The sequence below is a fragment of the Bradyrhizobium sp. GW821-FHT13H06 genome, from assembly GCF_058803975.1.
On record NZ_JBXAPN010000001.1, the window covers coordinates 105,974 to 128,072 of the forward strand.

At 64.5% G+C, this 22,099-nt stretch carries 24 protein-coding genes; 22 read left to right on the forward strand and 2 right to left on the reverse strand.

The annotated features are described in order from the left end of the window. Positions 1-532: 532 nt before the first annotated feature. From AC1RQP_RS00545 to AC1RQP_RS00650, 22 genes are all read left to right on the forward strand, one after another. Positions 533-898: an NADH-quinone oxidoreductase subunit A gene (locus AC1RQP_RS00545; protein WP_008136158.1), complete on the forward strand. Its 366-nt coding sequence runs from the start codon at positions 533-535 to the stop codon at positions 896-898. Then, on the forward strand, positions 895-1,476 hold the full coding sequence (locus AC1RQP_RS00550) for a NuoB/complex I 20 kDa subunit family protein (protein WP_492936351.1): 582 nt from the start codon (positions 895-897) through the stop codon (positions 1,474-1,476). The genes AC1RQP_RS00545 and AC1RQP_RS00550 overlap by 4 nt, the downstream gene beginning before the upstream one ends. 11 nt (positions 1,477-1,487) lie before the next feature. Beyond that, entirely contained in the window at positions 1,488-2,099 is a 612-nt protein-coding gene (locus AC1RQP_RS00555; protein ID WP_492935566.1) for an NADH-quinone oxidoreductase subunit C, read from the forward strand. A 2-nt stretch (positions 2,100-2,101) separates the two neighbouring features. Continuing rightward, on the forward strand, positions 2,102-3,298 hold the full coding sequence (locus tag AC1RQP_RS00560; protein ID WP_492935567.1) for an NADH-quinone oxidoreductase subunit D: 1,197 nt from the start codon (positions 2,102-2,104) through the stop codon (positions 3,296-3,298). Beyond that, a complete protein-coding gene (locus tag AC1RQP_RS00565; protein ID WP_492935568.1) occupies positions 3,298-4,260 on the forward strand; it encodes an FkbM family methyltransferase in 963 nt (320 codons plus the stop codon). Before AC1RQP_RS00560 ends, AC1RQP_RS00565 begins: the two co-directional genes overlap by 1 nt. Before the next feature lie 10 nt (positions 4,261-4,270). Next, on the forward strand, positions 4,271-4,882 hold the full coding sequence (nuoE, locus tag AC1RQP_RS00570) for an NADH-quinone oxidoreductase subunit NuoE (protein WP_492935569.1): 612 nt from the start codon (positions 4,271-4,273) through the stop codon (positions 4,880-4,882). Then, positions 4,882-5,088: a hypothetical protein gene (locus AC1RQP_RS00575; protein ID WP_194393700.1), complete on the forward strand. Its 207-nt coding sequence runs from the start codon at positions 4,882-4,884 to the stop codon at positions 5,086-5,088. The genes nuoE and AC1RQP_RS00575 overlap by 1 nt, the downstream gene beginning before the upstream one ends. A 15-nt stretch (positions 5,089-5,103) precedes the next feature. Then, positions 5,104-6,429 (forward strand): NADH-quinone oxidoreductase subunit NuoF, encoded by a 1,326-nt coding sequence (gene nuoF / locus AC1RQP_RS00580; protein ID WP_131868153.1) that lies wholly within the window; start codon positions 5,104-5,106, stop codon positions 6,427-6,429. Positions 6,430-6,434: 5 nt separating this feature from the next. Then, on the forward strand, positions 6,435-8,510 hold the full coding sequence (gene nuoG, locus AC1RQP_RS00585) for an NADH-quinone oxidoreductase subunit NuoG (protein ID WP_492935570.1): 2,076 nt from the start codon (positions 6,435-6,437) through the stop codon (positions 8,508-8,510). Positions 8,511-8,520: 10 nt separating this feature from the next. After that, complete coding sequence (gene nuoH / locus AC1RQP_RS00590; RefSeq protein WP_131868155.1) at positions 8,521-9,588, forward strand: NADH-quinone oxidoreductase subunit NuoH; 1,068 nt, start codon at positions 8,521-8,523, stop codon at positions 9,586-9,588. 8 nt (positions 9,589-9,596) lie between these two features. Then, the gene (gene nuoI / locus AC1RQP_RS00595; protein WP_191093171.1) at positions 9,597-10,091 is read left to right on the forward strand and encodes an NADH-quinone oxidoreductase subunit NuoI; all 495 of its coding nucleotides are present in this window, start codon (positions 9,597-9,599) and stop codon (positions 10,089-10,091) included. A gap of 116 nt (positions 10,092-10,207) precedes the next feature. Then, entirely contained in the window at positions 10,208-10,846 is a 639-nt protein-coding gene (locus AC1RQP_RS00600) for an NADH-quinone oxidoreductase subunit J (protein WP_061027048.1), read from the forward strand. Next, complete coding sequence (gene nuoK, locus AC1RQP_RS00605) at positions 10,843-11,151, forward strand: NADH-quinone oxidoreductase subunit NuoK (RefSeq protein ID WP_008547737.1); 309 nt, start codon at positions 10,843-10,845, stop codon at positions 11,149-11,151. The genes AC1RQP_RS00600 and nuoK overlap by 4 nt, the downstream gene beginning before the upstream one ends. An 8-nt stretch (positions 11,152-11,159) precedes the next feature. Continuing rightward, the gene (gene nuoL, locus AC1RQP_RS00610; protein WP_492935571.1) at positions 11,160-13,250 is read left to right on the forward strand and encodes an NADH-quinone oxidoreductase subunit L; all 2,091 of its coding nucleotides are present in this window, start codon (positions 11,160-11,162) and stop codon (positions 13,248-13,250) included. Then, the gene (locus tag AC1RQP_RS00615; RefSeq protein WP_239623845.1) at positions 13,251-14,759 is read left to right on the forward strand and encodes an NADH-quinone oxidoreductase subunit M; all 1,509 of its coding nucleotides are present in this window, start codon (positions 13,251-13,253) and stop codon (positions 14,757-14,759) included. A gap of 22 nt (positions 14,760-14,781) precedes the next feature. Further along, positions 14,782-16,218 carry an NADH-quinone oxidoreductase subunit NuoN gene (gene nuoN, locus AC1RQP_RS00620; protein ID WP_492935572.1) on the forward strand — a complete coding sequence of 479 codons (1,437 nt, stop codon included), beginning with the start codon at positions 14,782-14,784 and terminating at the stop codon, positions 16,216-16,218. A gap of 1 nt (position 16,219) precedes the next feature. After that, the gene (locus tag AC1RQP_RS00625) at positions 16,220-17,026 is read left to right on the forward strand and encodes a biotin--[acetyl-CoA-carboxylase] ligase (protein WP_492935573.1); all 807 of its coding nucleotides are present in this window, start codon (positions 16,220-16,222) and stop codon (positions 17,024-17,026) included. Beyond that, the gene (locus tag AC1RQP_RS00630) at positions 17,026-18,696 is read left to right on the forward strand and encodes a ribonuclease J (protein ID WP_239623842.1); all 1,671 of its coding nucleotides are present in this window, start codon (positions 17,026-17,028) and stop codon (positions 18,694-18,696) included. The genes AC1RQP_RS00625 and AC1RQP_RS00630 overlap by 1 nt, the downstream gene beginning before the upstream one ends. A gap of 68 nt (positions 18,697-18,764) precedes the next feature. Next, positions 18,765-19,169, forward strand: a complete 405-nt coding sequence (mce, locus tag AC1RQP_RS00635) for a methylmalonyl-CoA epimerase (protein WP_239623841.1) — start codon at positions 18,765-18,767, stop codon at positions 19,167-19,169. A gap of 9 nt (positions 19,170-19,178) precedes the next feature. Then, on the forward strand, positions 19,179-19,454 hold the full coding sequence (locus AC1RQP_RS00640) for a DUF1467 family protein (RefSeq protein ID WP_492935574.1): 276 nt from the start codon (positions 19,179-19,181) through the stop codon (positions 19,452-19,454). Between the two features lie 246 nt (positions 19,455-19,700). Further along, on the forward strand, positions 19,701-20,054 hold the full coding sequence (locus AC1RQP_RS00645; RefSeq protein WP_239623840.1) for a hypothetical protein: 354 nt from the start codon (positions 19,701-19,703) through the stop codon (positions 20,052-20,054). A gap of 128 nt (positions 20,055-20,182) precedes the next feature. Next, positions 20,183-20,791: a class I SAM-dependent methyltransferase gene (locus tag AC1RQP_RS00650; protein ID WP_492935575.1), complete on the forward strand. Its 609-nt coding sequence runs from the start codon at positions 20,183-20,185 to the stop codon at positions 20,789-20,791. 344 nt (positions 20,792-21,135) lie between these two features. On the opposite strand, the gene AC1RQP_RS00655 is transcribed toward AC1RQP_RS00650, so the two are convergent. After that, on the reverse strand, positions 21,136-21,399 hold the full coding sequence (locus tag AC1RQP_RS00655; protein WP_028178196.1) for a GlsB/YeaQ/YmgE family stress response membrane protein: 264 nt from the start codon (positions 21,397-21,399) through the stop codon (positions 21,136-21,138). A 32-nt stretch (positions 21,400-21,431) separates the two neighbouring features. Continuing rightward, the gene (locus tag AC1RQP_RS00660) at positions 21,432-21,881 is read right to left on the reverse strand and encodes a YidB family protein (RefSeq protein WP_492935576.1); all 450 of its coding nucleotides are present in this window, start codon (positions 21,879-21,881) and stop codon (positions 21,432-21,434) included. Between the last annotated feature and the right edge of the window lie 218 nt (positions 21,882-22,099).

Genomic DNA, 22,099 nt, shown 5'->3' on the forward strand with positions numbered 1-22,099 from the left:
CCGGGATGGGCGCGGGCCGACGCATTCGCCAGACGAGACCCGGCCTCGTCGTGACGCATGGCTCTTCCCATCGCTCGCAGCTGTGGATAGTGTCTTCCGCAGCGCCTGTACTGATCGCGGCGGGCGTCATGATCGGCTCCCTTGGCTGCGCTGCTCTGGAAGACTGTCGGCAAAATCTGCTGCTGCGGCGGCGGAGGGGGCCCTGCGGCAGTCATTGCCGGGGTTTGAGTGTGCTGCCGCACCAAGAAAGCCGAGCATTTTGGTTGTCAGCGCATCGCGCATAGCTGTCCCGGCCCGAGCGCCGCAATCTCAGAACTGCTGACCTGCGAAACCGTGACTGCCCTTGCTGGGGCAGGCGATCTGCTCCATACCAGCCGCGGGGTGATTCCGGGATTTTCACGGTTCTGGGAGCGGCAAAGGGCCTGAAAAGAGCGTGTCTTGCGCCCATTGGTGCACTGCGCTAAGGCTCAGAATAATTCCAAATCGGACGAATCCGTGGCTGTCCCGAGGCTGCGGGAAAAAGGGCTCGTCAATGAGCGGCATTCTTCAGAACTATCTACCACTCGTCGTCTTTATAGGGGTAGCGGGCCTCATTGGCCTGGTGCTGCTGATCGCGCCCTTCATCGTGGCGTTTCAGCAGCCGGACCCGGAAAAGCTGTCGGCGTATGAGTGCGGTTTCAACGCCTTCGACGACGCCCGCATGAAGTTCGACGTCCGCTTCTATCTGGTCGCCATCCTCTTCATCATCTTCGACCTCGAGGTGGCGTTTCTGTTTCCCTGGGCGGTGGCGTTCGGCAAGCTTGGCGCGACCGGCTTCTGGTCCATGGTGGTGTTCCTCGCCGTGCTGACGGTCGGGTTCGCCTATGAGTGGAAGAAGGGAGCACTGGAATGGGATTGAACCCTGCACCGTCCGCCGGTCCGGTCGTCGCGCCGGCCCCGAAAGGCATCCTGGATCCGTCAACCGGCAAGCCGGTCGGGGCCAGTGATCCGTTCTTCCTCGAGGTCAATTCCGAGCTGTCCGACAAGGGCTTCTTCGTGGCCGCGACCGACGACCTCATCACCTGGGCGCGCACCGGCTCCCTGATGTGGATGACTTTCGGCCTTGCCTGCTGCGCGGTCGAGATGATGCAGGTGTCGATGCCGCGCTACGACGTCGAGCGCTTCGGCTTCGCGCCGCGCGCCTCGCCGCGCCAGTCCGACGTGATGATCGTCGCGGGAACCTTGACGAACAAGATGGCGCCGGCGCTGCGCAAGGTCTACGACCAGATGCCTGAGCCGCGCTACGTCATCTCGATGGGCTCCTGCGCCAATGGCGGCGGCTACTATCACTATTCCTACTCGGTCGTGCGCGGCTGCGACCGTATCGTGCCGATCGACATCTACGTGCCGGGCTGCCCGCCCACGGCGGAAGCGCTGCTCTACGGCGTGCTGCTGCTGCAGAAGAAGATCCGGCGCACCGGCACCATCGAACGCTAAGGTTTTACGTCATGGACGACGCCAAGCTCGACGCCCTGGGGCAGACGATCGTTAGCGCGCTTCCGGGCGCCGCCACCGGTCATACGGTGGCCTTCAACCAGCTCACGGTTGATGTCGAGGCCGTCAAGATCGTCGAGGTGGTCAAGTACCTCCGCGACGATCCGAACTGCCGTTTCGTCAACATCACTGACATCACGGCGGTGGACTATCCCGATCGTGAGAAGCGTTTCGACGTGATCTATCACTTCCTGTCGCCGACGCTGAACACGCGGGTCCGGCTCCGGGCCCAGGCGGACGAGACCACGCAGGTGCCATCGCTGATCGACGTATTCCCGGGTGCGGACTGGTTCGAACGCGAGGCCTACGACCTCTATGGCGTGTTCTTCGTCGGTCATCCCGACATGCGCCGCCTCCTTACCGATTACGGCTTCGAGGGGCATCCGCTGCGCAAGGACTTCCCGCTCACTGGTTTCGTCGAGGTCCGCTACGACGACCAGGAGAAGCGTGTGGTCTACGAGCCCGTGCGGCTCAACCAGGAATTCCGCAAGTTTGACTTCTTGTCGCCGTGGGAGGGTGCGGATTACCCCCTTCCTGGCGATGAGAAAGCAGGACCGAAGGCCTGACCATGAACGAGCAAGCTGAAAACCTTCGCAACTTTACGATCAACTTTGGTCCTCAACACCCTGCGGCGCATGGCGTGCTGCGTTTGGTGTTGGAGCTGGACGGTGAGATCGTCGAGCGCGTCGATCCGCATATCGGGCTGCTTCACCGCGGCACCGAAAAGCTGATCGAGCAGAAGACCTATCTCCAGGCGATCCCGTATTTCGACCGGCTCGACTACGTCGCGCCGATGAACCAGGAGCATGCCTTCTGCCTCGCGGCCGAAAAACTGCTCGGCATCGAGGTGCCGCGCCGCGGCCAGTTGATCCGCGTGCTCTATTGCGAGATCGGCCGTATCCTGTCGCATCTGCTCAACGTCACCACGCAGGCGATGGACGTCGGCGCGCTGACCCCGCCGCTGTGGGGCTTCGAAGAGCGCGAGAAGCTGATGGTGTTCTACGAGCGCGCGTCGGGCAGCCGCATGCACGCAGCCTTCTTCCGCGTCGGCGGCGTGCATCAGGACCTGCCGCAGAAACTGGTCGACGACATCGAGGCCTGGTGCGATCCGTTCCTGAAGGTCGTGGACGACCTCGACCGGCTGCTCACCGCCAACCGCATCTTCAAGCAGCGCAACGTCGACATCGGCGTGGTGCCGCTCAAGGAGGCCTGGGAGTGGGGCTTCTCGGGCGTGATGGTGCGCGGCTCCGGCGCGGCCTGGGACCTGCGCAAGTCACAGCCCTACGAGTGCTACGCCGAGATGGATTTCGACATTCCGATCGGCAAGAACGGCGATTGCTACGACCGCTATCTGATCCGCATGGAAGAGATGCGCCAGTCCGTGCGCATCATGAAACAGTGCATCCAGAAGCTGAACGCGCCTGAGGGCAAGGGCCCCGTCGTCGTCGAGGACAACAAGGTCGCACCGCCGCGCCGTGGCGAGATGAAGCGCTCGATGGAAGCGCTGATCCACCACTTCAAGCTCTACACCGAGGGCGTCCACGTGCCGGCCGGCGAGGTCTACGCCGCGGTCGAAGCGCCGAAGGGCGAGTTCGGCGTCTATCTCGTCGCCGACGGCACCAACAAGCCCTACAAGTGCAAGATCCGCGCGCCGGGCTTTGCGCATCTGCAGGCCATGCATCACATCTGCCGCGGCCATCTGCTCGCCGACGTCTCGGCGATCCTCGGCTCGCTCGACATCGTGTTCGGAGAGGTCGATCGGTGATGGCGCAGGCGCCAATCCAGTTTGACCGCGCCTCGGGGGCCCTTGAAGGGGCCAACCTGTGGGAGCGGACGGCTGCCTTGGCGCTGGTGACGGGATCGAAGATCTCCTCGCATTTCTCGCACATGGGCTACATCGCCTGCGCGAATCTGCTGCGCAAGACGCTGCCGGAGCGCAACATCGCGATCAGGCTCAATCCCGACGCCGTGTTCGAATTCCCCTACGGCGACGGCTATTGGAGCAAGCTGCTCAACCGCTCCTACAATTACGAGGACGAGCTCGAGCTGCTGTTCGCCGACTCCATCGACGTCGACTACACGCTGCTCGATTGCGGCGCCAATTACGGCTACTGGTCGGTGCTGGTGTCGAGCAAGCCCTTTGGTTCGCACAAGGCGATCGCGATCGAGCCGTCGGGCCAGAACTACCCGAAGCTCGCCAACAACGCCCGCGTCAACGGCAACCGCTTCGAGACCATGAAATGCGCCATCGGCGCGGCCCGCGGCACCGCGCGGCTGTCCGGCACCAAGCACGAGGCCTTCAGCATCGCCGGCGATCCGTCGGCGGGCGGTGAAGAAGTGTCCGTGATCGCGCTCGACAACCTCATCGACGACGGCAGGGTCGCGGCCACCGGCAAATACCTGATCAAGCTCGACGTCGAGGGCGTCGAGATCGAGGCGATCAAGGGCGGCGCCCGGCTGCTCGAGGCCGACAGCGTCATCATGTGCGAGGAGCACGGCAGCGACCGCTCCCATGCCGTGTCGCGCTTCATCCTCGAGCAGACCCCGCTGAAGCTGATCGTGTTCGATCCGCGCAGCAACCGGATGGAGACCGTGACCGAGCTGTCGATCCTCGACCGCATCAAGGTCTCGACCCACGTCGGCTACAACGTTTTCGGCACCGCAAGCGCATTCTGGCAGGACAGGATCGATGCCCTGAATGCGAAAACCGCGCGCCGTATGCAGTGAGAGATTAGAGATGTCCGTTCGCCGATTAGCACCGAAGGAAGTCCAGCCCGCGAGCTTTGCGTTCACGGAGGAGAACCTCGCATTCGCCAGGCAGCAGATCGCGAAATATCCGGCCGGGCGCCAGGCCTCCGCCGTCATCGCCATCCTCTGGCGCGCGCAGGAGCAGAACGACGGCTGGGTGTCGGAAGCCGCGATCCGCGTCATCGCCGACATGCTCGACATGCCCTATATCCGCGTGCTGGAGGTCGCGACCTTCTACACGATGTTCCAGCTCGCCCCGGTCGGCAAGAAGGCCCATGTCCAGGTCTGCGGCACCACGCCGTGCCGCCTGCGCGGCGCCGAGGATCTGATCCACGTCTGCGAGCACCGCATCCATCACGAGCCCTTCCATCTCTCCAAGGACGGCAATTTCAGCTGGGAAGAGGTGGAGTGCCTGGGCGCCTGCGTGAATGCGCCGATGGTGCTGATCGGCAAGGATACTTACGAGGACCTGACCAAGGAAAGCTTCGGCAAGGTGCTCGACGGTTTTGCTTCGGGCAACCCGCCCAAGCCGGGTCCGCAGAACGGCCGCCAGTACTCGGCGCCGATCACCGGGCCGACCACGCTGAAGGAGGTCACCTGATGCGTGATCTCTCGTCGCCGGCAATGCAGGGGAGCGGTGCCATGAAGAAGTGGGGCTTCATCGCGATGCACGCCGTCGTGGCGGCCGCTTTCATCTTCCTGCTTCAGCGTTTCGGCCTGAACGCGTCGCTGGAATCCAGTCTGCTCTGGGCGCTGACGTTTGGTATCTGCGCCGCCGGACTTGCCTACAAGCAGTCCAATCGTTGATCGGAAAGCACTGATATGCTCGAGGACAAGGACCGCATCTTCAAGAACCTCTACGGCCTCCACGATTGGGGGCTCGAGGGCGCGCGGCGCCGCGGCGCCTGGGACGGCACGAAGAACATCATCGACAAGGGCCGCGACTGGATCATCAACGAGATGAAGGCCTCGGGGCTCCGCGGCCGCGGCGGCGCCGGCTTCCCGACCGGTCTGAAATGGTCCTTCATGCCGAAGGAATCGACCGACGGCCGGCCGAGCTATCTCGTCGTCAATGCCGACGAGTCCGAGCCCGGCACCTGCAAGGATCGCGAGATCATGCGGCACGATCCGCATCTCTTGATCGAGGGCTGCCTGATCGCGAGCTGCGCGATGAACGCGCACACGTGCTACATCTATGTCCGCGGCGAGTTCATCCGCGAGCGCGAGCATCTGCAGGCTGCGATCGACCAGGCGTACGACGCCAAGTTGGTCGGCAAGGATAACGTCAACGGCTGGCCGTTCGACATCTACGTCGCCCACGGCGCCGGAGCCTATATCTGCGGCGAGGAGACCGCGCTGCTCGAAAGCCTCGAAGGCAAGAAGGGCCAGCCGCGCCTGAAGCCGCCGTTTCCGGCGAACGTCGGTCTGTTCGGCTGCCCGACCACCGTCAACAACGTCGAGTCCATCGCCGTTGCGCCGGATATCCTGCGCCGCGGCGCGGCGTGGTTCGCCGGCATCGGCCGCCCGAACAACGTCGGCACCAAGCTCTTCTGCATCTCCGGCCATGTCGAGCGGCCCTGCAACGTCGAAGAAGCCATGGGCATTCCGTTCCGCGAGCTGATCGAGAAGCATTGCGGCGGCATTCGCGGCGGCTGGGACAACCTCAAGGCCGTGATCCCCGGCGGCTCGTCGGTGCGCATGGTGCCGGCCGAGCAGATCATCGACACGCCGATGGATTTCGATTCCTTGAGCAAGCTGCGCTCGGGCCTCGGCACCGCGGCCGTGATCGTGATGGACAAGTCCACCGATCTGATCCGCGCCATCGCCCGCATCTCCTATTTCTACAAGCACGAGAGCTGCGGCCAGTGCACGCCATGCCGCGAGGGCACCGGCTGGATGTGGCGGGTCCTGACCCGCATGGCCGAGGGCCGCGCCCACAAGCGCGAGATCGACATGCTGCTTGAAGTGACCAAGCAGGTCGAAGGCCACACCATCTGCGCGCTCGGCGACGCGGCGGCCTGGCCGATCCAGGGCCTGATCACGCATTTCCGTCACGAGATCGAAGCGCGCATCGACCAGTATTCGCACAAGGCCGACATCGACGATATCGGCGTGCGCGATCCCGTGAACATGGTCGCGGCGGAGTAAGAGACATGACCAAGCTCATCATCGACGGCAAAGAGATCGATGTCCCCGCCGAATACACGCTGCTCCAGGCGTGCGAGGCGGCCGGTGCCGAGATTCCGCGCTTCTGCTATCACGAGCGGCTGTCGATCGCCGGCAATTGCCGGATGTGCCTCGTCGAGGTGAAGGGCGGCCCCAAGCCGGTCGCCAGCTGCGCCTGGGGCGTGCGCGACTGCCGTCCGGGCCCCAAGGGTGAGCCGCCTGAGATCTCCACCCGTTCGCCGATGGTGAAGAAGGCGCGCGAAGGCGTGATGGAGTTCCTTCTCATCAACCATCCGCTGGACTGCCCGATCTGCGACCAGGGCGGTGAGTGCGACCTCCAGGACCAGGCGATGGGCTATGGTGTCGACACCAGCCGCTTCGCCGAGAACAAGCGTGCGGTCGAGGACAAATATCTCGGCGCGCTGGTCAAGACCTCGATGAACCGCTGCATCCAGTGCACGCGCTGCGTCCGCTTCTCGGCGGAAGTCGCCGGCGCCCCCGAGATGGGCGCGACCGGCCGCGGTGAGGACATGGAGATCACGACCTATCTCGAGCACGCGCTGACTTCGGAACTGCAGGGCAATCTCGTCGACATCTGCCCGGTTGGTGCGCTGACCTCGAAGCCCTATGCGTTCGCGGCGCGTCCTTGGGAGCTCGGCAAGACCCAGTCGATCGACGTCATGGACGGCCTGGGATCGGCGATCCGCGTCGACACCCGCGGCCGTGAGGTGATGCGTATTCTGCCGCGGATCAACGAGGCCGTGAACGAGGAGTGGATCTCCGACAAGACCCGTCACGTGGTCGACGGCCTGCGCACCCAGCGCCTTGACCGTCCCTATATCCGCGAAGCCGGCAAGCTGCGCGCGGCGAGCTGGACCGAAGCCTTTGCCGCAATTGCCGCCAAGGCGGCGCGCACCGACGGCAAGCGCATCGGCGCGATCGCCGGCGACCTCGCCGGTGTCGAGGAGATGTTCGCGCTGAAGGATCTGCTCGCCAAGTACGGCTCGAGCAATCTGGCGGTGCAGGGCGGCGACGCCTTCGATCCGGCGCTCGGCCGCGGCTCCTATATCTTCAACCCGACGCTCGCGGGCGTCGAGCAAGCCGACGCGCTGCTCATCATCGGCGCCAATCCGCGGAAGGAGGCGGCCGTGTTCAACGCCCGCATCCGCAAGCGCTGGCGTGGCGGCGGCTTCAAGGTCGGCGTGATCGGCGCCAAGGCCGACCTCACCTACGACTATGACCACCTCGGCGCGGGTACCGAGACGCTCGCCGACCTCGCGGCCGGCAAGCACTCCTTCATGGACGCGCTGAAGAACGCCAAGAATCCGATCATCCTGGTCGGTGCGGGCGCGGCCGCCCGTCACGATGGCGCTGCCATCCTCGCTGCCGCCGCCAAGCTCGCGCTCAATGTCGGCGCGGTGAAGGACGGCTGGAACGGTTTTGGCGTGCTGCACGAGACCGCTTCGCGCGTCGGTGCGCTCGATGTCGGTTTCTCCGCAACGAGCGGAGGCCTGAACGCGGCGCAGATGACGACGTTCGGCACGCTCGACTTGCTGTTCCTGCTAGGGGCCGACGAGATCAAGGCGCCGGACGGCACCTTCGTCGTCTATATCGGCACCCATGGCGACCGCGGCGCGCATCGCGCCGACGTCATTCTGCCGGCGGCCGCCTACACCGAGAAGTCCGCGATCTACGTCAACACCGAGGGCCGCGTGCAGATGACCGGCCGCGCCGCGTTCCCGCCGGGCGAGGCCCGCGAGGACTGGGCGATCATCCGCGCGTTGTCGGAAGCGCTGGGCAAGAAGCTCGGCTACGACTCGCTCGCGGCCCTGCGCCAGACGATCTTCAAGGCCGTGCCGCATCTGATGCGTCTCGACCAGATCGAGGCCGGCACCGCCGACCAGATCAGGAAGCTGGCGGGGAAGGGCGGCTCGCCCGAGAAGGCGCCGTTCAAGCCGCTGGTCGAGGATTTCTATTTGACCAACCCAATCGCGCGTGCGTCCGCCGTGATGGCGGAATGCTCGCGCCTCGCCTCCGGGCATATGCTGACCGCAGCGGAGTGAGCGTGATCTGATGGAATTCTTCGAAAGCGCATTCTGGACCGGGTTCCTCTGGCCGCTGATCATCATGGTCGCGCAGAGCGTCCTGGTGCTCGTCGTCCTCCTGGTCGCGATCGCCTACATCCTGCTCGCCGACCGCAAGATCTGGGCGGCGGTGCAGATCCGCCGCGGCCCGAACGTGGTCGGTCCCTGGGGCCTGCTGCAATCCTTCGCCGACCTTTTGAAGTTCGTGCTGAAGGAGCCGATCATTCCGGCCGGCGCCAACAAGGGCGTTTTCCTGCTGGCGCCGCTGGTGTCCTGCGTGCTCGCGCTCGCCGCCTGGGCGGTGATCCCGACCAATCTCGGCTGGGTGATCGCCGACATCAATGTCGGCGTCCTCTTCATCTTCGCGATCTCGTCGCTGTCGATCTACGGCATCATCATGGCCGGCTGGTCGTCGAACTCGAAGTATCCGTTCCTGGCCGCGCTGCGCTCGGCGGCGCAGATGGTGTCGTACGAAGTCTCGATCGGCTTCGTCATCATCACGGTGCTGCTCTGCGCCGGCACGCTGAACCTGTCGGCCGTGGTCGAGGCCCAGCACGCGCGCGGCCTCGCCAGCCTGATCGGGCTGCCGCAGCTCACTATCCTGAACTGGTACGTCTGGCCGCTGTTCCCGATGTTCGTGGTGTTCTACGTCTCGGCGCTGGCGGAAACCAACCGTCCGCCCTTCGACCTCGTCGAAGCCGAATCCGAGCTCGTCGCCGGCTTCATGGTCGAATACGGCTCGACGCCGTACCTGCTGTTCATGCTCGGCGAGTATGTCGCGATCGTCACGATGTGCGCGCTGGCGACGATCCTGTTCCTCGGGGGCTGGCTGCCGCCGGTGGACCTGCCGCCCTTCAACTGGGTGCCGGGGATCATCTGGTTCTCGCTGAAACTGTTCTTCATGTTCTTCCTGTTCGCGATGGCGAAGGCGATCGTGCCCCGCTACCGCTACGATCAACTGATGCGCCTCGGCTGGAAGGTGTTCCTGCCGCTGTCGCTGGTGATGGTGATCGTGGTGGCCGGCGTGCTGCATTTCGCCGGCATCGCGCCGAAGTGAGGGCCGTCATGGGTATCAACGTCAACGCCACTGCACGCTCGCTTCTGCTGTCGGAGTTCGTCTCGGCGTTCTTCCTCGCCATGCGCTATTTCTTCCAGCCGAAGCCGACGCTGAACTATCCGTTCGAGAAGGGCCCGATCTCGCCGCGCTTCCGCGGCGAGCACGCGCTGCGCCGCTATCCGAACGGCGAGGAGCGCTGCATCGCCTGCAAGCTGTGCGAAGCGGTCTGCCCGGCGCAGGCCATCACCATCGAGGCCGGGCCGCGCCGCAACGACGGCACCCGCCGCACCGTGCGCTACGACATCGACATGGTGAAGTGCATCTATTGCGGCCTCTGCCAGGAGGCCTGTCCTGTGGACGCCATTGTCGAAGGCCCGAACTTCGAGTTCGCGACCGAGACCCGCGAGGAATTGTTCTATGACAAGGCCAAGCTGCTCGCCAACGGCGATCGCTGGGAACGCGAGATCGCGAAAGCGATCGAGCTCGACGCGCCGTACCGGTGAGGTGAGGGCATGATCCAGATTTCCAAGTCATTCCGGGATGGTCCGAAGGACCAGACCCGGAATCTCGAGATTCCGGGTTCACGCTTCGCGCGCCCCGGAATGACGGGAGTTTCCCGATGATCCTTCCCGCGCTGTTCTTCTATCTGTTCGCCGGCGTCTGCGTCGCCTCGGCCGTGATGGTGATTGTCTCGCGCAATCCCGTGCATTCCGTGCTGTACCTGATCCTGGCCTTCGTCAACGCCTCCGGCCTGTTCGTGCTGATGGGCGCCGAGTTCCTCGGCATGATGCTGATCGTCGTCTATGTCGGCGCGGTCGCGGTGCTGTTCCTGTTCGTGATCATGATGCTCGACGTCGACTTCCTCGAGCTGCGCGAGGGCTTCATCGAGTACCTGCCGGTCGGCCTCGTGATCGGCGGCATCTTCCTGTTCGAGCTGCTGCTCACCGTCGGCTTCTGGGTCATCAATCCCGGCGTCTCCAAGACGATCACGGCGGCGATCCCGGCCAATGTCAGCAACACCGAGGCGCTCGGCCTCGTGCTCTACACGAAGTACATCCACTACTTCCAGCTCTCGGGCATGGTGCTGCTGGTCGCCATGATCGGCGCCATCGTGCTGACGCTCCGGCACAAGGCGAGCGTGAAGCGGCAGGACATCAACGTTCAGAACGCACGCACGCCCGAGATGGCGATGGCGATGCGCAAGGTGGCGCCGGGGCAGGGGCTTTCGGACGCCGATGCGGCGGAGTGGGTGAAATGACGATCGGGCTCGGACATTATCTGGCGGTCGGCGCGATCCTGTTCACGCTCGGCATCCTCGGCATCTTCCTGAACCGCAAGAACATCATCGTCATCCTGATGTCGATCGAGCTGATCCTGCTCTCGGTCAACATCAACCTCGTGGCGTTCTCGACCTTCCTCGGCGACATCGTCGGCCAGGTCTTCGCGTTGCTGGTGCTGACCGTTGCGGCCGCTGAAGCTGCGATCGGTCTCGCCATCCTGGTGGTCTATTTCCGCAACCGCGGCTCGATCGCGGTTGAGGACGTCAATCTGATGAAGGGCTGAGCTCTCAAATGGTTCAGGCAATCGTTTTCCTGCCTCTGCTGGGCGCCATTCTGGCCGGCCTGATTGCGCTGTTCGGCGCGCATGCCCGCAACCCCTCGGGCGACGAGGTCGAGCATCACGGCGACCACGGCCACGGCGCCCATGCCTCGACGGCCCATGACGCCCATGGCCACGACGAACACGGCCACGACGATCACGGTCACGACGATCACGGCCATGGTCCGACCGAGCCCGCCGCGGCGGGCTCGCGCCCCGCCGAGCTGATCACCACGGCGCTGCTGTTCGTCTCGGCGGCGTTGTCCTGGATGACGCTGGTCGATGTCGGCTTCATGCACCACGACTACAGGATCCAGCTGCTGCCCTGGATCTTCTCCGGCGACCTCCAGGTCTGGTGGACGCTGCGCGTCGACACGCTCACCGCCGTGATGCTGGTGGTGGTGACCACCGTGTCCTCGCTCGTGCACCTCTATTCCATCGGCTACATGGACGAGGACCCGAACCGGCCGCGCTTCTTCGGTTATCTCAGCCTGTTCACCTTCGCCATGCTGATGCTGGTGACGGCGGACAACCTCGTGCAGCTGTTCTTCGGCTGGGAAGGCGTGGGCCTGGCGAGCTACCTGCTGATCGGCTTCTGGTACCAGAAGCCGTCGGCGAACGCGGCCGCGATCAAGGCCTTCGTGGTCAACCGCGTCGGCGATTTCGGTTTCGCGCTCGGCATCTTCGCGATCTTCATGCTGGTCGGCTCGACCGATTTCGAGACCATCTTCCACGCTGCTCCCGGACTCACCGGCAAGACCGTCAACTTCCTCGGCTGGCACGCCGACGCGCTGACCCTGACCTGTCTCCTCCTGTTCATGGGCGCGATGGGCAAGTCGGCGCAGTTCCTGCTGCACACCTGGTTGCCGGACGCGATGGAAGGCCCGACCCCGGTCTCGGCGCTGATCCATGCCGCGACCATGGTCACCGCCGGCGTGTTCATGGTGGCGCGCCTGTCGCCGCTGTTCGAGCTCGCCCCGAACGCACAGGCCGTCGTGATGTTCTTCGGCGCCACCACCGCGTTCTTCGCGGCGACCATCGGCCTCGTCCAGAACGACATCAAGCGCATCGTCGCCTATTCGACCTGTTCGCAGCTCGGCTACATGTTCGTGGCGATGGGAGCAGGGGCCTATTCGGTCGGCATGTTCCATCTGTTCACGCACGCCTTCTTCAAGGCGCTGCTGTTCTTAGGCTCCGGCTCGGTGATCTATGCGATGCACCACGAGCAGGACATCCGCAACATGGGCGGCCTCTGGAAGAAGATCCCCTACACTTATGCGGTGATGGTGGTCGGCACCCTGGCGCTCACCGGCTTCCCGCTCACCGCCGGCTACTTCTCCAAGGACGCGATCATCGAGTCCGCCTACGCCTCGCACAATCCGTTCGGGGTCTACGGCTTCCTGATGACGGTCGTCGCCGCCGGCCTGACCTCGTTCTACTCCTGGCGCCTGATCTTCAAGACCTTCCACGGCGAGCCGCACGACGAGCATCATTACGAGGCCGCGCACGAGGCTCCGCTCTGGATCCTGGTCCCGATCGGCGTGCTCGCGGTCGGCTCGTTCGTCGCAGGGTTCCCGTTCAAGGAGCTGTTCGCCGGTCACGGCGTCGAGGAGTTCTTCCGCGAGTCCGTGAAGATGAACCCGCACATCATCGAGGAGATGCACCACATCCCCGCGACCATCGCGTTCCTGCCGACGGTGATGATGGTGCTGGGCTTCCTCGTCTCGTACCTGTTCTACATCCGCCGGCCTTATTTGCCGGTCGAGCTCGCGAAGACGCAGCCGATGCTGTACCAGTTCCTGCTCAACAAATGGTACTTCGACGAGCTCTACGACCTCATCTTCGTCCGTCCGGCGAAGTGGATCGGCTACCAGCTCTGGAAGAAGGGCGACGGGCTCATCATCGACGGCTTCGGCCCCGACGGCGTTTCGGCCCGCGTGCTGGACGTCACCCGCAACGTCGTGAAGATCCAGACCGGCTATCTCTACCACTACGCATTCGCCATGCTGATCGGCGCCGCCGGCCTGATCACCTGGTTCATGTTCGGCTTTGGAGGCCAGTAAATGACAACCTGGCCCATCCTTTCGGTCACGACGTTCCTGCCGCTGGTCGGCGCGCTGATCGTCTATCTCAGCCGCGGCGATGACGAGGCGGCCCGGCGCAACTCGCGCTGGATCGCGCTGTGGACCACGCTGATCACCTTCGCGGTCTCGGTGATCCTGGTCATGCGCTTCGACCCCGCCAACCCCGACTTCCAGTTCGTCGAGAAAGCGAACTGGCTCGCCACCGGCATCACCTACCACATGGGCGTCGATGGCATCTCGCTGCCGCTGGTGATCCTCACCACCGCCGTGATGCCGTTCTGCATCATCGCGAGCTGGAAGGCGATCACGAGCCGCGTCCGCGAATACATGATGGCGTTCCTGATCCTGGAAACGCTGATGATCGGCACCTTCTCGGCGCTCGATCTCGTGCTGTTCTACCTGTTCTTCGAGGGCGGCCTGATCCCGATGTTCCTGATCATCGGCGTTTGGGGCGGCCCGCGCCGGGTCTACGCGTCGTTCAAGTTCTTCCTCTACACGCTGCTCGGCTCGGTCCTGATGCTGCTCGCCATCATGGCGCTGTATTGGAACGGCGGCACCACCGACATCCCGACCCTGATGCACACGGCCGTGCCGCGGTCCCTGCAGACCTGGGCGTGGCTCGCCTTCTTCGCCTCCTTTGCGGTGAAGATGCCGATGTGGCCGGTCCACACCTGGCTTCCCGACGCGCATGTCGAGGCGCCGACCGCGGGCTCGGTGGTCCTCGCCGCGATCCTCCTGAAGATGGGCGGCTACGGCTTCCTGCGCTTCTCGCTGCCGATGTTCCCGCTGGCCTCGCACGACTTCGCGCCGCTGGTGTTCACGCTCTCGGCCATCGCCATCATCTACACCTCGCTGGTGGCGCTGATGCAGGAGGACATGAAGAAGCTGATCGCTTACTCGTCGGTGGCGCATATGGGCTTCGTCACCATGGGCATCTTCGCCGGCACCATGCAGGGTGTCGCCGGTGGCGTGTTCCAGATGATCTCGCACGGCATCGTCTCCGGCGCGCTGTTCCTCTGCGTCGGCGTCGTCTACGACCGCCTGCACACCCGCGAGATCGCGGCCTATGGCGGCCTCGTCAACCGGATGCCGCTCTACGCGATGACGTTCATGGTCTTCACCATGGCCAATGTCGGTCTGCCCGGCACGAGCGGCTTCGTCGGCGAGTTCATGACGCTGCTCGGCACCTTCAAGGTCTCGATCCCGACGGCGTTCTTCGCCAGCTTCGGCGTGATCCTGTCGGCGGCCTATGCGCTGTGGCTCTACCGCAAGGTCGTGTTCGGGGCGCTGGCCAAGCCGTCGCTGGCGAGCATGAAGGATCTCACCTTGCGCGAGTGCGTGATCCTGTTCCCGATGATCGCGCTGACGATCCTGTTCGGCGTCTATCCGAAGCCGGTGCTCGACATGTCGGCCGCCTCGGTCCAGCAACTCGTCAACAACTACAACACCGCTGTGACGGCCATGAAGGCCGCCGCACTGCTCCAGTGATCGGGCAGGTCAGGATATCGCCATGAGCTTTGAGACTGCAGGTTATCAACTGGCGCCGGTGCTGCCCGAGCTCGTGCTCGCGGTCGGCGCGATGGCGCTTCTGATGCTCGGAGCCTATCGCGGGCAGGAGACGACCAGGACGGTCACATTGCTGTCGGTGGTGCTCCTGATCGTGGTCGGCGCGCTCGTCTACATGCAGCCCGCGGGCAAGCAGGTGACCTTCGGCGGCAGCTTCATCGCCGACGACTTTGCCCGCTTCATGAAGATCCTGGCCCTGATCGGCTCGGCGGTGACGCTGATCCTGTCGACCGAGTTCCTGTCCGACCCGTCGCGCCGCATCTTCGAATATTCGATCCTGGTGCTGCTCTCGACGCTCGGCATGATGGTGCTGATCTCGGCGGGCGATCTGATCTCGCTCTATCTCGGGCTCGAGCTGATGTCGCTGGCGCTCTACGTCGTGGCGGCCTCGAACCGCGACAACGCCAAGTCGACCGAAGCCGGCCTGAAGTATTTCGTGCTCGGCGCGCTGTCCTCGGGCATGCTGCTCTACGGCTGCTCGCTGGTCTATGGCTTCACCGGCACGGTCAGCTTCGCCGGCATCGCCGCGGTCGCAACGGTCTCGAATGTCGGCCTTCTGTTCGGCCTGGTTTTCCTGCTCGTCGGCCTCTGCTTCAAGGTCTCGGCAGTGCCGTTCCACATGTGGACGCCCGACGTCTATGAGGGCGCGCCGACCCCGGTCACCGCCTTCTTCGCCTCGGCGCCGAAGGTGGCCGCGCTCGCTGTTTTCACCCGCGTCACGCTGACCGCGTTTCCCGGTATCGTCTCGCAGTGGCAGCAGATCCTGGTTTTCGTGTCGATCGCCTCGATGGCGCTCGGCTCGTTCGCCGCGATCGGCCAGAGCAACATCAAGCGCCTGATGGCCTATTCGTCGATCGGCCACATGGGCTTCGCGCTGGTCGGCCTCGCCTCCGGCACGGTCGAGGGCGCGCAGGGCGTCCTGATGTACATCGTGATCTATGTCGCGATGACGCTCGGCTCGTTCGCGATCATCCTCGCCATGAAGCGCAACGGCCAGGCGGTGGAGCAGATCAGCGATTTCGCAGGCCTCTCGCGGACCAATCCGCTGCTGGCCTTCATGTTCGCGATGCTGCTGTTCTCACTCGCCGGCATCCCGCCGCTCGCCGGCTTCTTCGCCAAATGGTACGTTTTCGTCGCCGCCATCAAGGCGAACCTGTTCACGCTCGCCGTCATCGGCGTGCTGACCAGCGTGGTGGGTGCCTATTACTACCTCGCCATCGTCAAGACGATGTACTTCGACGAGCCGGCGGGCCAGGTCGATCCGGTGCGCATCGAAGTGCGGACGGTGCTGGCGGTCGCGGGCCTGTTCAACATCCTGTTCGCGCTGTTCGCAGGTCCGGTGGTGAGCGTCGCCTCCGCCGCGGCAAAGTCGCTGTTCTAGGATGGCTTTCGCGCTCGGTTCTCGCGCACTGTCGGCGGGCTATAAGCTCGCAGCTTTCGAGCGGACCGGCTCGACCAATACCGAGGCGATCGAGCGCGCCAGGGCCGGCGAGCGTGGTCCGATGTGGTTCGTGACATCGGAACAGACCGCCGGCCGCGGCCGCCGCCAGCGCGCGTGGGTCGCGCCCAGGGGTAATCTCGCGGCCAGCATCCTCGAAGTCATGGACGTCGCCCCGGCCGTCGCCGCCACGCTGGGCTTTGCCGCCGGGCTGGCGGAGGAGGCTGCGCTGGAGAAGGTGAGCCTCGAGGCCGCGCTCCGCCTCGGCGAGGGCCGCCCCCGCTACGCCCTGAAATGGCCGAATGATGTGCTCGCCGGCGGCAAGAAGCTGGTCGGCATTGGGCTTGAGGCCGAGGCCGTCGGCAACGGTCTCGCCATCGTCGTCGGCATCGGCACCAACGTGGTCGCAGCGCCCGAGGGCACCCCGACGCCCGCGGTGTCGCTGGCCGCGCTCGGCGTCCAGATCAGCGCCGAGGAGCTGTTCTCGGCTCTCTCGGACGCCTGGGTCGAGTTCCGCGGCATCTGGGACAATGGCCGCGGCTTTGCCGAGATCCGGAAGCTCTGGCTCGAACGCGCTGCCGGCCTTGGGGACAAGATCGCGATCCACACGGGTACGATGACGCTGGAAGGCATTTTTGACACCATCGACGACGCCGGCTGCCTGATCGTCCGCACCGCCGAGGGCCGTCGCGTGCCGGTGGCCGCCGGCGAGGTGTTCTTCGGCCCCGTCGCCTCTGTGGGAGCTGCGTGATGGCAAGGCCCGACGAACTGGTGTTTGCGCCCCTCGGCGGCGTCGGCGAGATCGGCATGAACCTGTCGATCTACGGCCTCGGCAACCGCCACCAGCGCGCCTGGCTGGCGGTCGATCTCGGCGTGTCCTTCGGCGACGAGGAGCATCTGCCGGGCATCGACCTGATCATGCCCGACATCAGCTTCCTGGAGAAGGAGCGCAAGAACCTGATGGGCCTCGTGCTGACCCACGCCCATGAGGACCATTTCGGCGCCATCATCGATCTCTGGCCGAAGCTGAAATGCCCGATCTACGCCACCAAGTTCAGCGCGGCGCTGTTCGAGGCCAAATGCGCCGCCGAGCGCAATGCGCCCGAGATCCCCGTGACCGTCATCCCGTCCGGGGGCCGCATCGATGTCGGCCCGTTCAACGTCGAGTTCATCCCCGTCGCGCATTCGATTCCGGAAGCGCATGCACTGGCGATCCGCACCGAAGCCGGCACGGTGCTGCACACCGGCGACTGGAAGATCGACCCGACTCCGATCCTGGGCGCCCCGACCGACGAGAAGCGGCTGCGCGAATTGGGCGAGCAGGGCGTGCTCGCCCTGATCGGCGATTCCACCAACGCCGTGCGCGATGGCCGCTCACCGTCGGAAGCCGAGGTTGCCCGGACCATCATCGAGCTCGTGAAGTCGGCCAAGGGCCGCGTCGCGGTGACGACCTTCGCCTCCAATGTCGCGCGCATCAAGGCCGTGGCCGCCGCCGCCAAGGCCGCCGACCGCGAGGTCGTCGTGGTCGGCCGCGCCATGGAGCGCGTGGTGCAGGTGGCGCGCGAGACCGGCTATCTCGACGGCGTGCAGAATTTCCGCTCGCCCGACATCTACGGCCATCTGCCGCAGGACAAGGTGCTGGCGCTGTGTACCGGCAGCCAGGGCGAGCCGCGCGCCGCGCTGGCGCGCATCGCCAATGACGACCATCCCGAGATCACGCTCAACCGCGGCGACAGCGTCATCTTCTCCTCGCGCACCATTCCCGGCAACGAGAAGGCCGTCGGCTCGATCATCAACAATCTCGTGCTGCAGGGCGTCGAGATCATCACCGACCGCGACGCCCTGGTCCACGTCTCCGGCCATCCCCGCCGCGACGAGCTGCGCGACCTGATCTCCTGGGTGAAGCCGCAACTCCTGATCCCGGTCCACGGCGAGGCCCTGCATCTGCACGAGCACGCAAAGCTGGCGCGCGCCGCGGGCGTGCCGCGCGTGCTGGTCTGCCGCAACGGCGACCTCGTCAAGCTCGGCCCCGGCGATCCCGGCATCGTCGGCGAGGTGCCGTCGGGGCGTCTCTACAAGGACGGCACGATCTTGGAGGATTCCAAGTCGCGCGCCGTGGTCGAGCGGCGGCGCATGGCGTTCTCCGGCTGCGCCTTCGTCGCCATCGCCATGACCGGGCAGGGCGAGCTCGCCGACGATCCCGAGGTCGATCTGGTCGGCATCCCCGAGAAGAACAGGGCGGGCGAGCCCTTCGACGACATCGTCTTCGACGCCGTGATGTCCACCATCGAAGGCCTGCCGAAGGCGCGTCGCCGCGATCCCGACGCCTTGGGCGAGTCGGTGCGGCGCGCCGTCCGGGCCGTGATCAACGAACATTGGGGCAAAAAGCCTCCCTGTCTGGTACACGTACTGACAGTGTAATTGTGTCAGCATCTCCGGGAAGGCGGCTCGCCGCTTGTTCCGGATCACGCGCTGAGGGAGAAGAAACCATGCTGGGCCGGCTCAACCATGTGGCGATCGCAACCAAGGATGCGGTCAAGGCCGCGAAGATCTACGGTGCGGCGTTCGGGGCCGAGATCTCGGAGGCCGTTCCGCTGCCCGAGCACGGCGTCACCACCGTGTTTGCGACCTTGCCCAACACCAAGATCGAATTCATCGAGCCGCTCGGCGAGGCCTCGCCGATCGCGAAGTTTCTCGAACGCAATGCCGATGGCGGCATCCACCATGTCTGCTACGAGGTCGTCGACATCATCGCCTCGCGCGACACGCTGGTGAAGGAGGGCGCGCGGGTGCTGGGTGACGGCGTGCCGAAGATCGGCGCCCACGGCAAGCCGGTGCTGTTCCTGCACCCGAAGGACTTTTCCGGCGCGCTGGTCGAGATCGAGCAGGCGTAAGGCCGTCCCATGGCCATCCAGATATCGACTGCGATCGCGATCTACTTCGTCATCTGGTGGGTCGCGCTGTTCCTGACGCTGCCGTTCGGCGTGCGCAGCCAGCACGAGGATGGCGTCGGCGCACCCGGCACGGACCCCGGCGCGCCGATCATGACGCGGATGGGGCGCAAGCTGATCTGGACCACGATCATCTCGGCGGTGATCTACGGCATCGGCGTAGCGGCCTATCATGCCGGCTATCTCTCGATCGAGCGTCTGTCGAAATTGATGGGAATGCCGTTCTAGGTTTATCTTCGTGCAGCCCCATCCTTCGAGACGCCCGCCTTTGGCGGGCTCCTCAGGATGAGGATTGAGTGCGCGGCAGTAGTTTCAACGGGCGGCGATGTCCGTTAGCCTCATCCTGAGGAGACCGCCACCGGGTCCGCGCAAAAGCGCGGCCCGATGACAGGCTCCGCGGTCGTCTCGAAGGACGAGGCGTGCGCGCTTCATCTCGCCTGGATCTTTTGCGCTTGTTTTGTTCGGGGGACACAAATGACTTTTCAACGTATCGTCGTCGCGCTTCTGGTGCTGATCGTCGCCGGCCTTGGGGCCATCGGCTATTTCGAATGGAAGATGGCCGTGCAGGTCCGCACCCTGAAGGCGTTCGTCGAGGGCTATGTCTTCAACGAGGCGGTGCTGGCCTGCGAGCAGTCCAAGAGTTCGACGCCGTTCAAGTGGAACGGGGGCAAGAGCACTGCGGTGATCGGCCTGAACTCGGTCAAGCTCGACAAATACAACGTCAGCGCCAGCTACACGCTGGTGGCGGACAGCGTCTATTGCGACTACGATCCGATCAAGAGAAAGGCCGACATCGGCTCCAGCTTCCTGGAGCGGGAGACCTTCTAAAGCGCGATGCGATTGGGATGAATCGTCATCGCGCTTTAGGTTATTGTTTGAGCATGATCTTTTCGGAAAATCGCTGCACACTTTTCCGGATCATGCTCTAGTCGCGAACGAAGCGCGTGAGTCCTCGAATGGCATCGGACGCTGCCGACCACATCATCGATCTCTATCAGCGCAAGGCATCGGACTGGATCGAGAGCCGTGCACGGAGCAGGCTGTTCGAACAGCCCTGGCTCGACCGTTTCCGTGCGCTGCTGCCGCCTGCCGGCTCCGTCCTCGATCTCGGCTGCGGCTCGGCAGAGCCGATGGCGGGATATCTGATCGGGCTCGATCATCCCGTGACGGGGGTGGATTCCTCGCCGGCCATGATCGACACCTGCCGACGGCGCTTCCCGCAGCAGGAATGGATCGTTGCCGATATGCGCCGGCTTGCGTTGGGACGGCGATTTGGCGGCATCCTTGCCTGGGATAGCTTCTTCCACCTCTGTTTTGACGACCAGCGCCGCATGTTCCCGATTTTTCGCGACCATGCGAGGCCGGATGCGGCGCTGATGTTCACGAGTGGCCCGACGCAGGGCGAGGCGATCGGAGCGTTCGGCGGCGAGCCGCTGTATCATGCCAGCCTGGATCCGGCCGAATATCGTTCATTGCTGGATCGGAATGGATTCCGCGTCGTGTCGCATGTGGTCGAGGACCCCGATTGCGGTGGGCACACCATCTGGCTGGCGCAGCGCCTTTGAGACGCCGCGGCAAGCCGCGGCAGCAGCAGCGTCGCCGTGAAGCAGGCATCCGGCGAACCTTCCGTCACACATTCCGCTTGAGCGAGTCCGCCAGCAGGTCTCGGCCAGTTCTAAAGCATGATGCGATTAGGTTTGATTGCGCCACCGGCGGTGCACTTCCTCTCCCGCTTGCGGGAGAGGGTTGGGGAGAGAGTGTTTCCGCAATGGGACAATCCCCTCGAGGAGAAAGCCCTCACGCGGCGCGCGGGACGATGCTTCGCATCGCCCGGACGCGCCGACCTCTCCCGCAAGCGGGAGAGGTGTACGAGCCGCACCGATCATCTATTCAACCTAAGCCATTCCGCTTAGATCGCCCGGCGTTGCCGGCCAGCGAAGAGACCGTAAACAAACAGCACGACGATCGCGCCGACCACCGCACCGATCAGGCCGGCCCCTTCACCAGGGCGATACCAGCCCAGCGCTTGCCCGAGATAAGAGGCCACGAACGCGCCGACGATGCCGAGAATGGTCGTCAGGATGAAGCCGGAAGGTTCATTGTCGCCCGGCATGATGAACTTGGCGATCACGCCGGCGAGAAAGCCAATGATGATGGTCCAAAGAATGCTCATGGGTACATCTCTTCTGAGTTAAGCCGCTGCTTCTATGCTTCGGGCAGGCGTCCATCCGGCGTGTATTTGTCGATTGCGGAAGGAAGTTCACGGGACAGCCGTGTGATGATCTCGTCTTGAGAAAGCCCGGTCTGCTCTGCGAGCTTCTCCAGGACGTCGCTGCCGATAGCTTGTTTGAGCTGCGGCGAGGAGATGTCCTTGTTGGGCCCGGGCTTCACCCATGAGTCGGCGATTTCGCCCTGGCCAGTCTGGTTGAACCTCTCCAGGAGCTCGCCAATTCCGCCATTGAGCAGGCCCCCGATTCCGCCCGCGCCGAGCATGCCGCCGAGATTGCCGAGCACGCCCCCAAGCGGCGGCTGACCGCCCGGGGACGAGCCGCTCCCCGCGCCTTTCAGCAGCTCAGCCAGCTTGTCGCGATTCTGATATCCGGCGATGGCCAGCATCGCCAGAAGGGCGGTCATGGAGGGCATTCCGCGACCCATCGGTCAGCTCCTTTGAAAGGTTAGAAACCGAAAACTGTCTCAGCCTGCTTGGGTTCCTCAAACGGCCAATCGTGGCTCGCGACCAAGCGTCCCAGCTGGTTGCCCGATGCCCACAACCTCGCGCCCATGTCCTGCGCGCCGGCACACAGCGCCCCAGGTGGCGGACCGCGTTGATTGCGACTACGATCCGATCAAAAGAATGGCCGGGATCGGCTCGA

What these genes read in the sequence shown, in the direction of transcription:
- AC1RQP_RS00545 (WP_008136158.1), top strand. Translation starts at nt 533, where the DNA reads ATGAGCGGCATTCTTCAGAACTATCTACCACTCGTCGTCTTTATAGGG.
- AC1RQP_RS00555 (WP_492935566.1), top strand. Translation starts at nt 1,488, where the DNA reads ATGGACGACGCCAAGCTCGACGCCCTGGGGCAGACGATCGTTAGCGCG.
- AC1RQP_RS00560 (WP_492935567.1), top strand. Translation starts at nt 2,102, where the DNA reads ATGAACGAGCAAGCTGAAAACCTTCGCAACTTTACGATCAACTTTGGT.
- AC1RQP_RS00565 (WP_492935568.1), top strand. Translation starts at nt 3,298, where the DNA reads ATGGCGCAGGCGCCAATCCAGTTTGACCGCGCCTCGGGGGCCCTTGAA.
- nuoE (WP_492935569.1), top strand. Translation starts at nt 4,271, where the DNA reads ATGTCCGTTCGCCGATTAGCACCGAAGGAAGTCCAGCCCGCGAGCTTT.
- AC1RQP_RS00575 (WP_194393700.1), top strand. Translation starts at nt 4,882, where the DNA reads ATGCGTGATCTCTCGTCGCCGGCAATGCAGGGGAGCGGTGCCATGAAG.
- nuoF (WP_131868153.1), top strand. Translation starts at nt 5,104, where the DNA reads ATGCTCGAGGACAAGGACCGCATCTTCAAGAACCTCTACGGCCTCCAC.
- nuoG (WP_492935570.1), top strand. Translation starts at nt 6,435, where the DNA reads ATGACCAAGCTCATCATCGACGGCAAAGAGATCGATGTCCCCGCCGAA.
- nuoH (WP_131868155.1), top strand. Translation starts at nt 8,521, where the DNA reads ATGGAATTCTTCGAAAGCGCATTCTGGACCGGGTTCCTCTGGCCGCTG.
- nuoI (WP_191093171.1), top strand. Translation starts at nt 9,597, where the DNA reads ATGGGTATCAACGTCAACGCCACTGCACGCTCGCTTCTGCTGTCGGAG.
- AC1RQP_RS00600 (WP_061027048.1), top strand. Translation starts at nt 10,208, where the DNA reads ATGATCCTTCCCGCGCTGTTCTTCTATCTGTTCGCCGGCGTCTGCGTC.
- nuoK (WP_008547737.1), top strand. Translation starts at nt 10,843, where the DNA reads ATGACGATCGGGCTCGGACATTATCTGGCGGTCGGCGCGATCCTGTTC.
- nuoL (WP_492935571.1), top strand. Translation starts at nt 11,160, where the DNA reads ATGGTTCAGGCAATCGTTTTCCTGCCTCTGCTGGGCGCCATTCTGGCC.
- AC1RQP_RS00615 (WP_239623845.1), top strand. Translation starts at nt 13,251, where the DNA reads ATGACAACCTGGCCCATCCTTTCGGTCACGACGTTCCTGCCGCTGGTC.
- nuoN (WP_492935572.1), top strand. Translation starts at nt 14,782, where the DNA reads ATGAGCTTTGAGACTGCAGGTTATCAACTGGCGCCGGTGCTGCCCGAG.
- AC1RQP_RS00625 (WP_492935573.1), top strand. Translation starts at nt 16,220, where the DNA reads ATGGCTTTCGCGCTCGGTTCTCGCGCACTGTCGGCGGGCTATAAGCTC.
- AC1RQP_RS00630 (WP_239623842.1), top strand. Translation starts at nt 17,026, where the DNA reads ATGGCAAGGCCCGACGAACTGGTGTTTGCGCCCCTCGGCGGCGTCGGC.
- mce (WP_239623841.1), top strand. Translation starts at nt 18,765, where the DNA reads ATGCTGGGCCGGCTCAACCATGTGGCGATCGCAACCAAGGATGCGGTC.
- AC1RQP_RS00640 (WP_492935574.1), top strand. Translation starts at nt 19,179, where the DNA reads ATGGCCATCCAGATATCGACTGCGATCGCGATCTACTTCGTCATCTGG.
- AC1RQP_RS00645 (WP_239623840.1), top strand. Translation starts at nt 19,701, where the DNA reads ATGACTTTTCAACGTATCGTCGTCGCGCTTCTGGTGCTGATCGTCGCC.
- AC1RQP_RS00650 (WP_492935575.1), top strand. Translation starts at nt 20,183, where the DNA reads ATGGCATCGGACGCTGCCGACCACATCATCGATCTCTATCAGCGCAAG.
- AC1RQP_RS00655 (WP_028178196.1), bottom strand. Translation starts at nt 21,399, where the DNA reads ATGAGCATTCTTTGGACCATCATCATTGGCTTTCTCGCCGGCGTGATC.
- AC1RQP_RS00660 (WP_492935576.1), bottom strand. Translation starts at nt 21,881, where the DNA reads ATGGGTCGCGGAATGCCCTCCATGACCGCCCTTCTGGCGATGCTGGCC.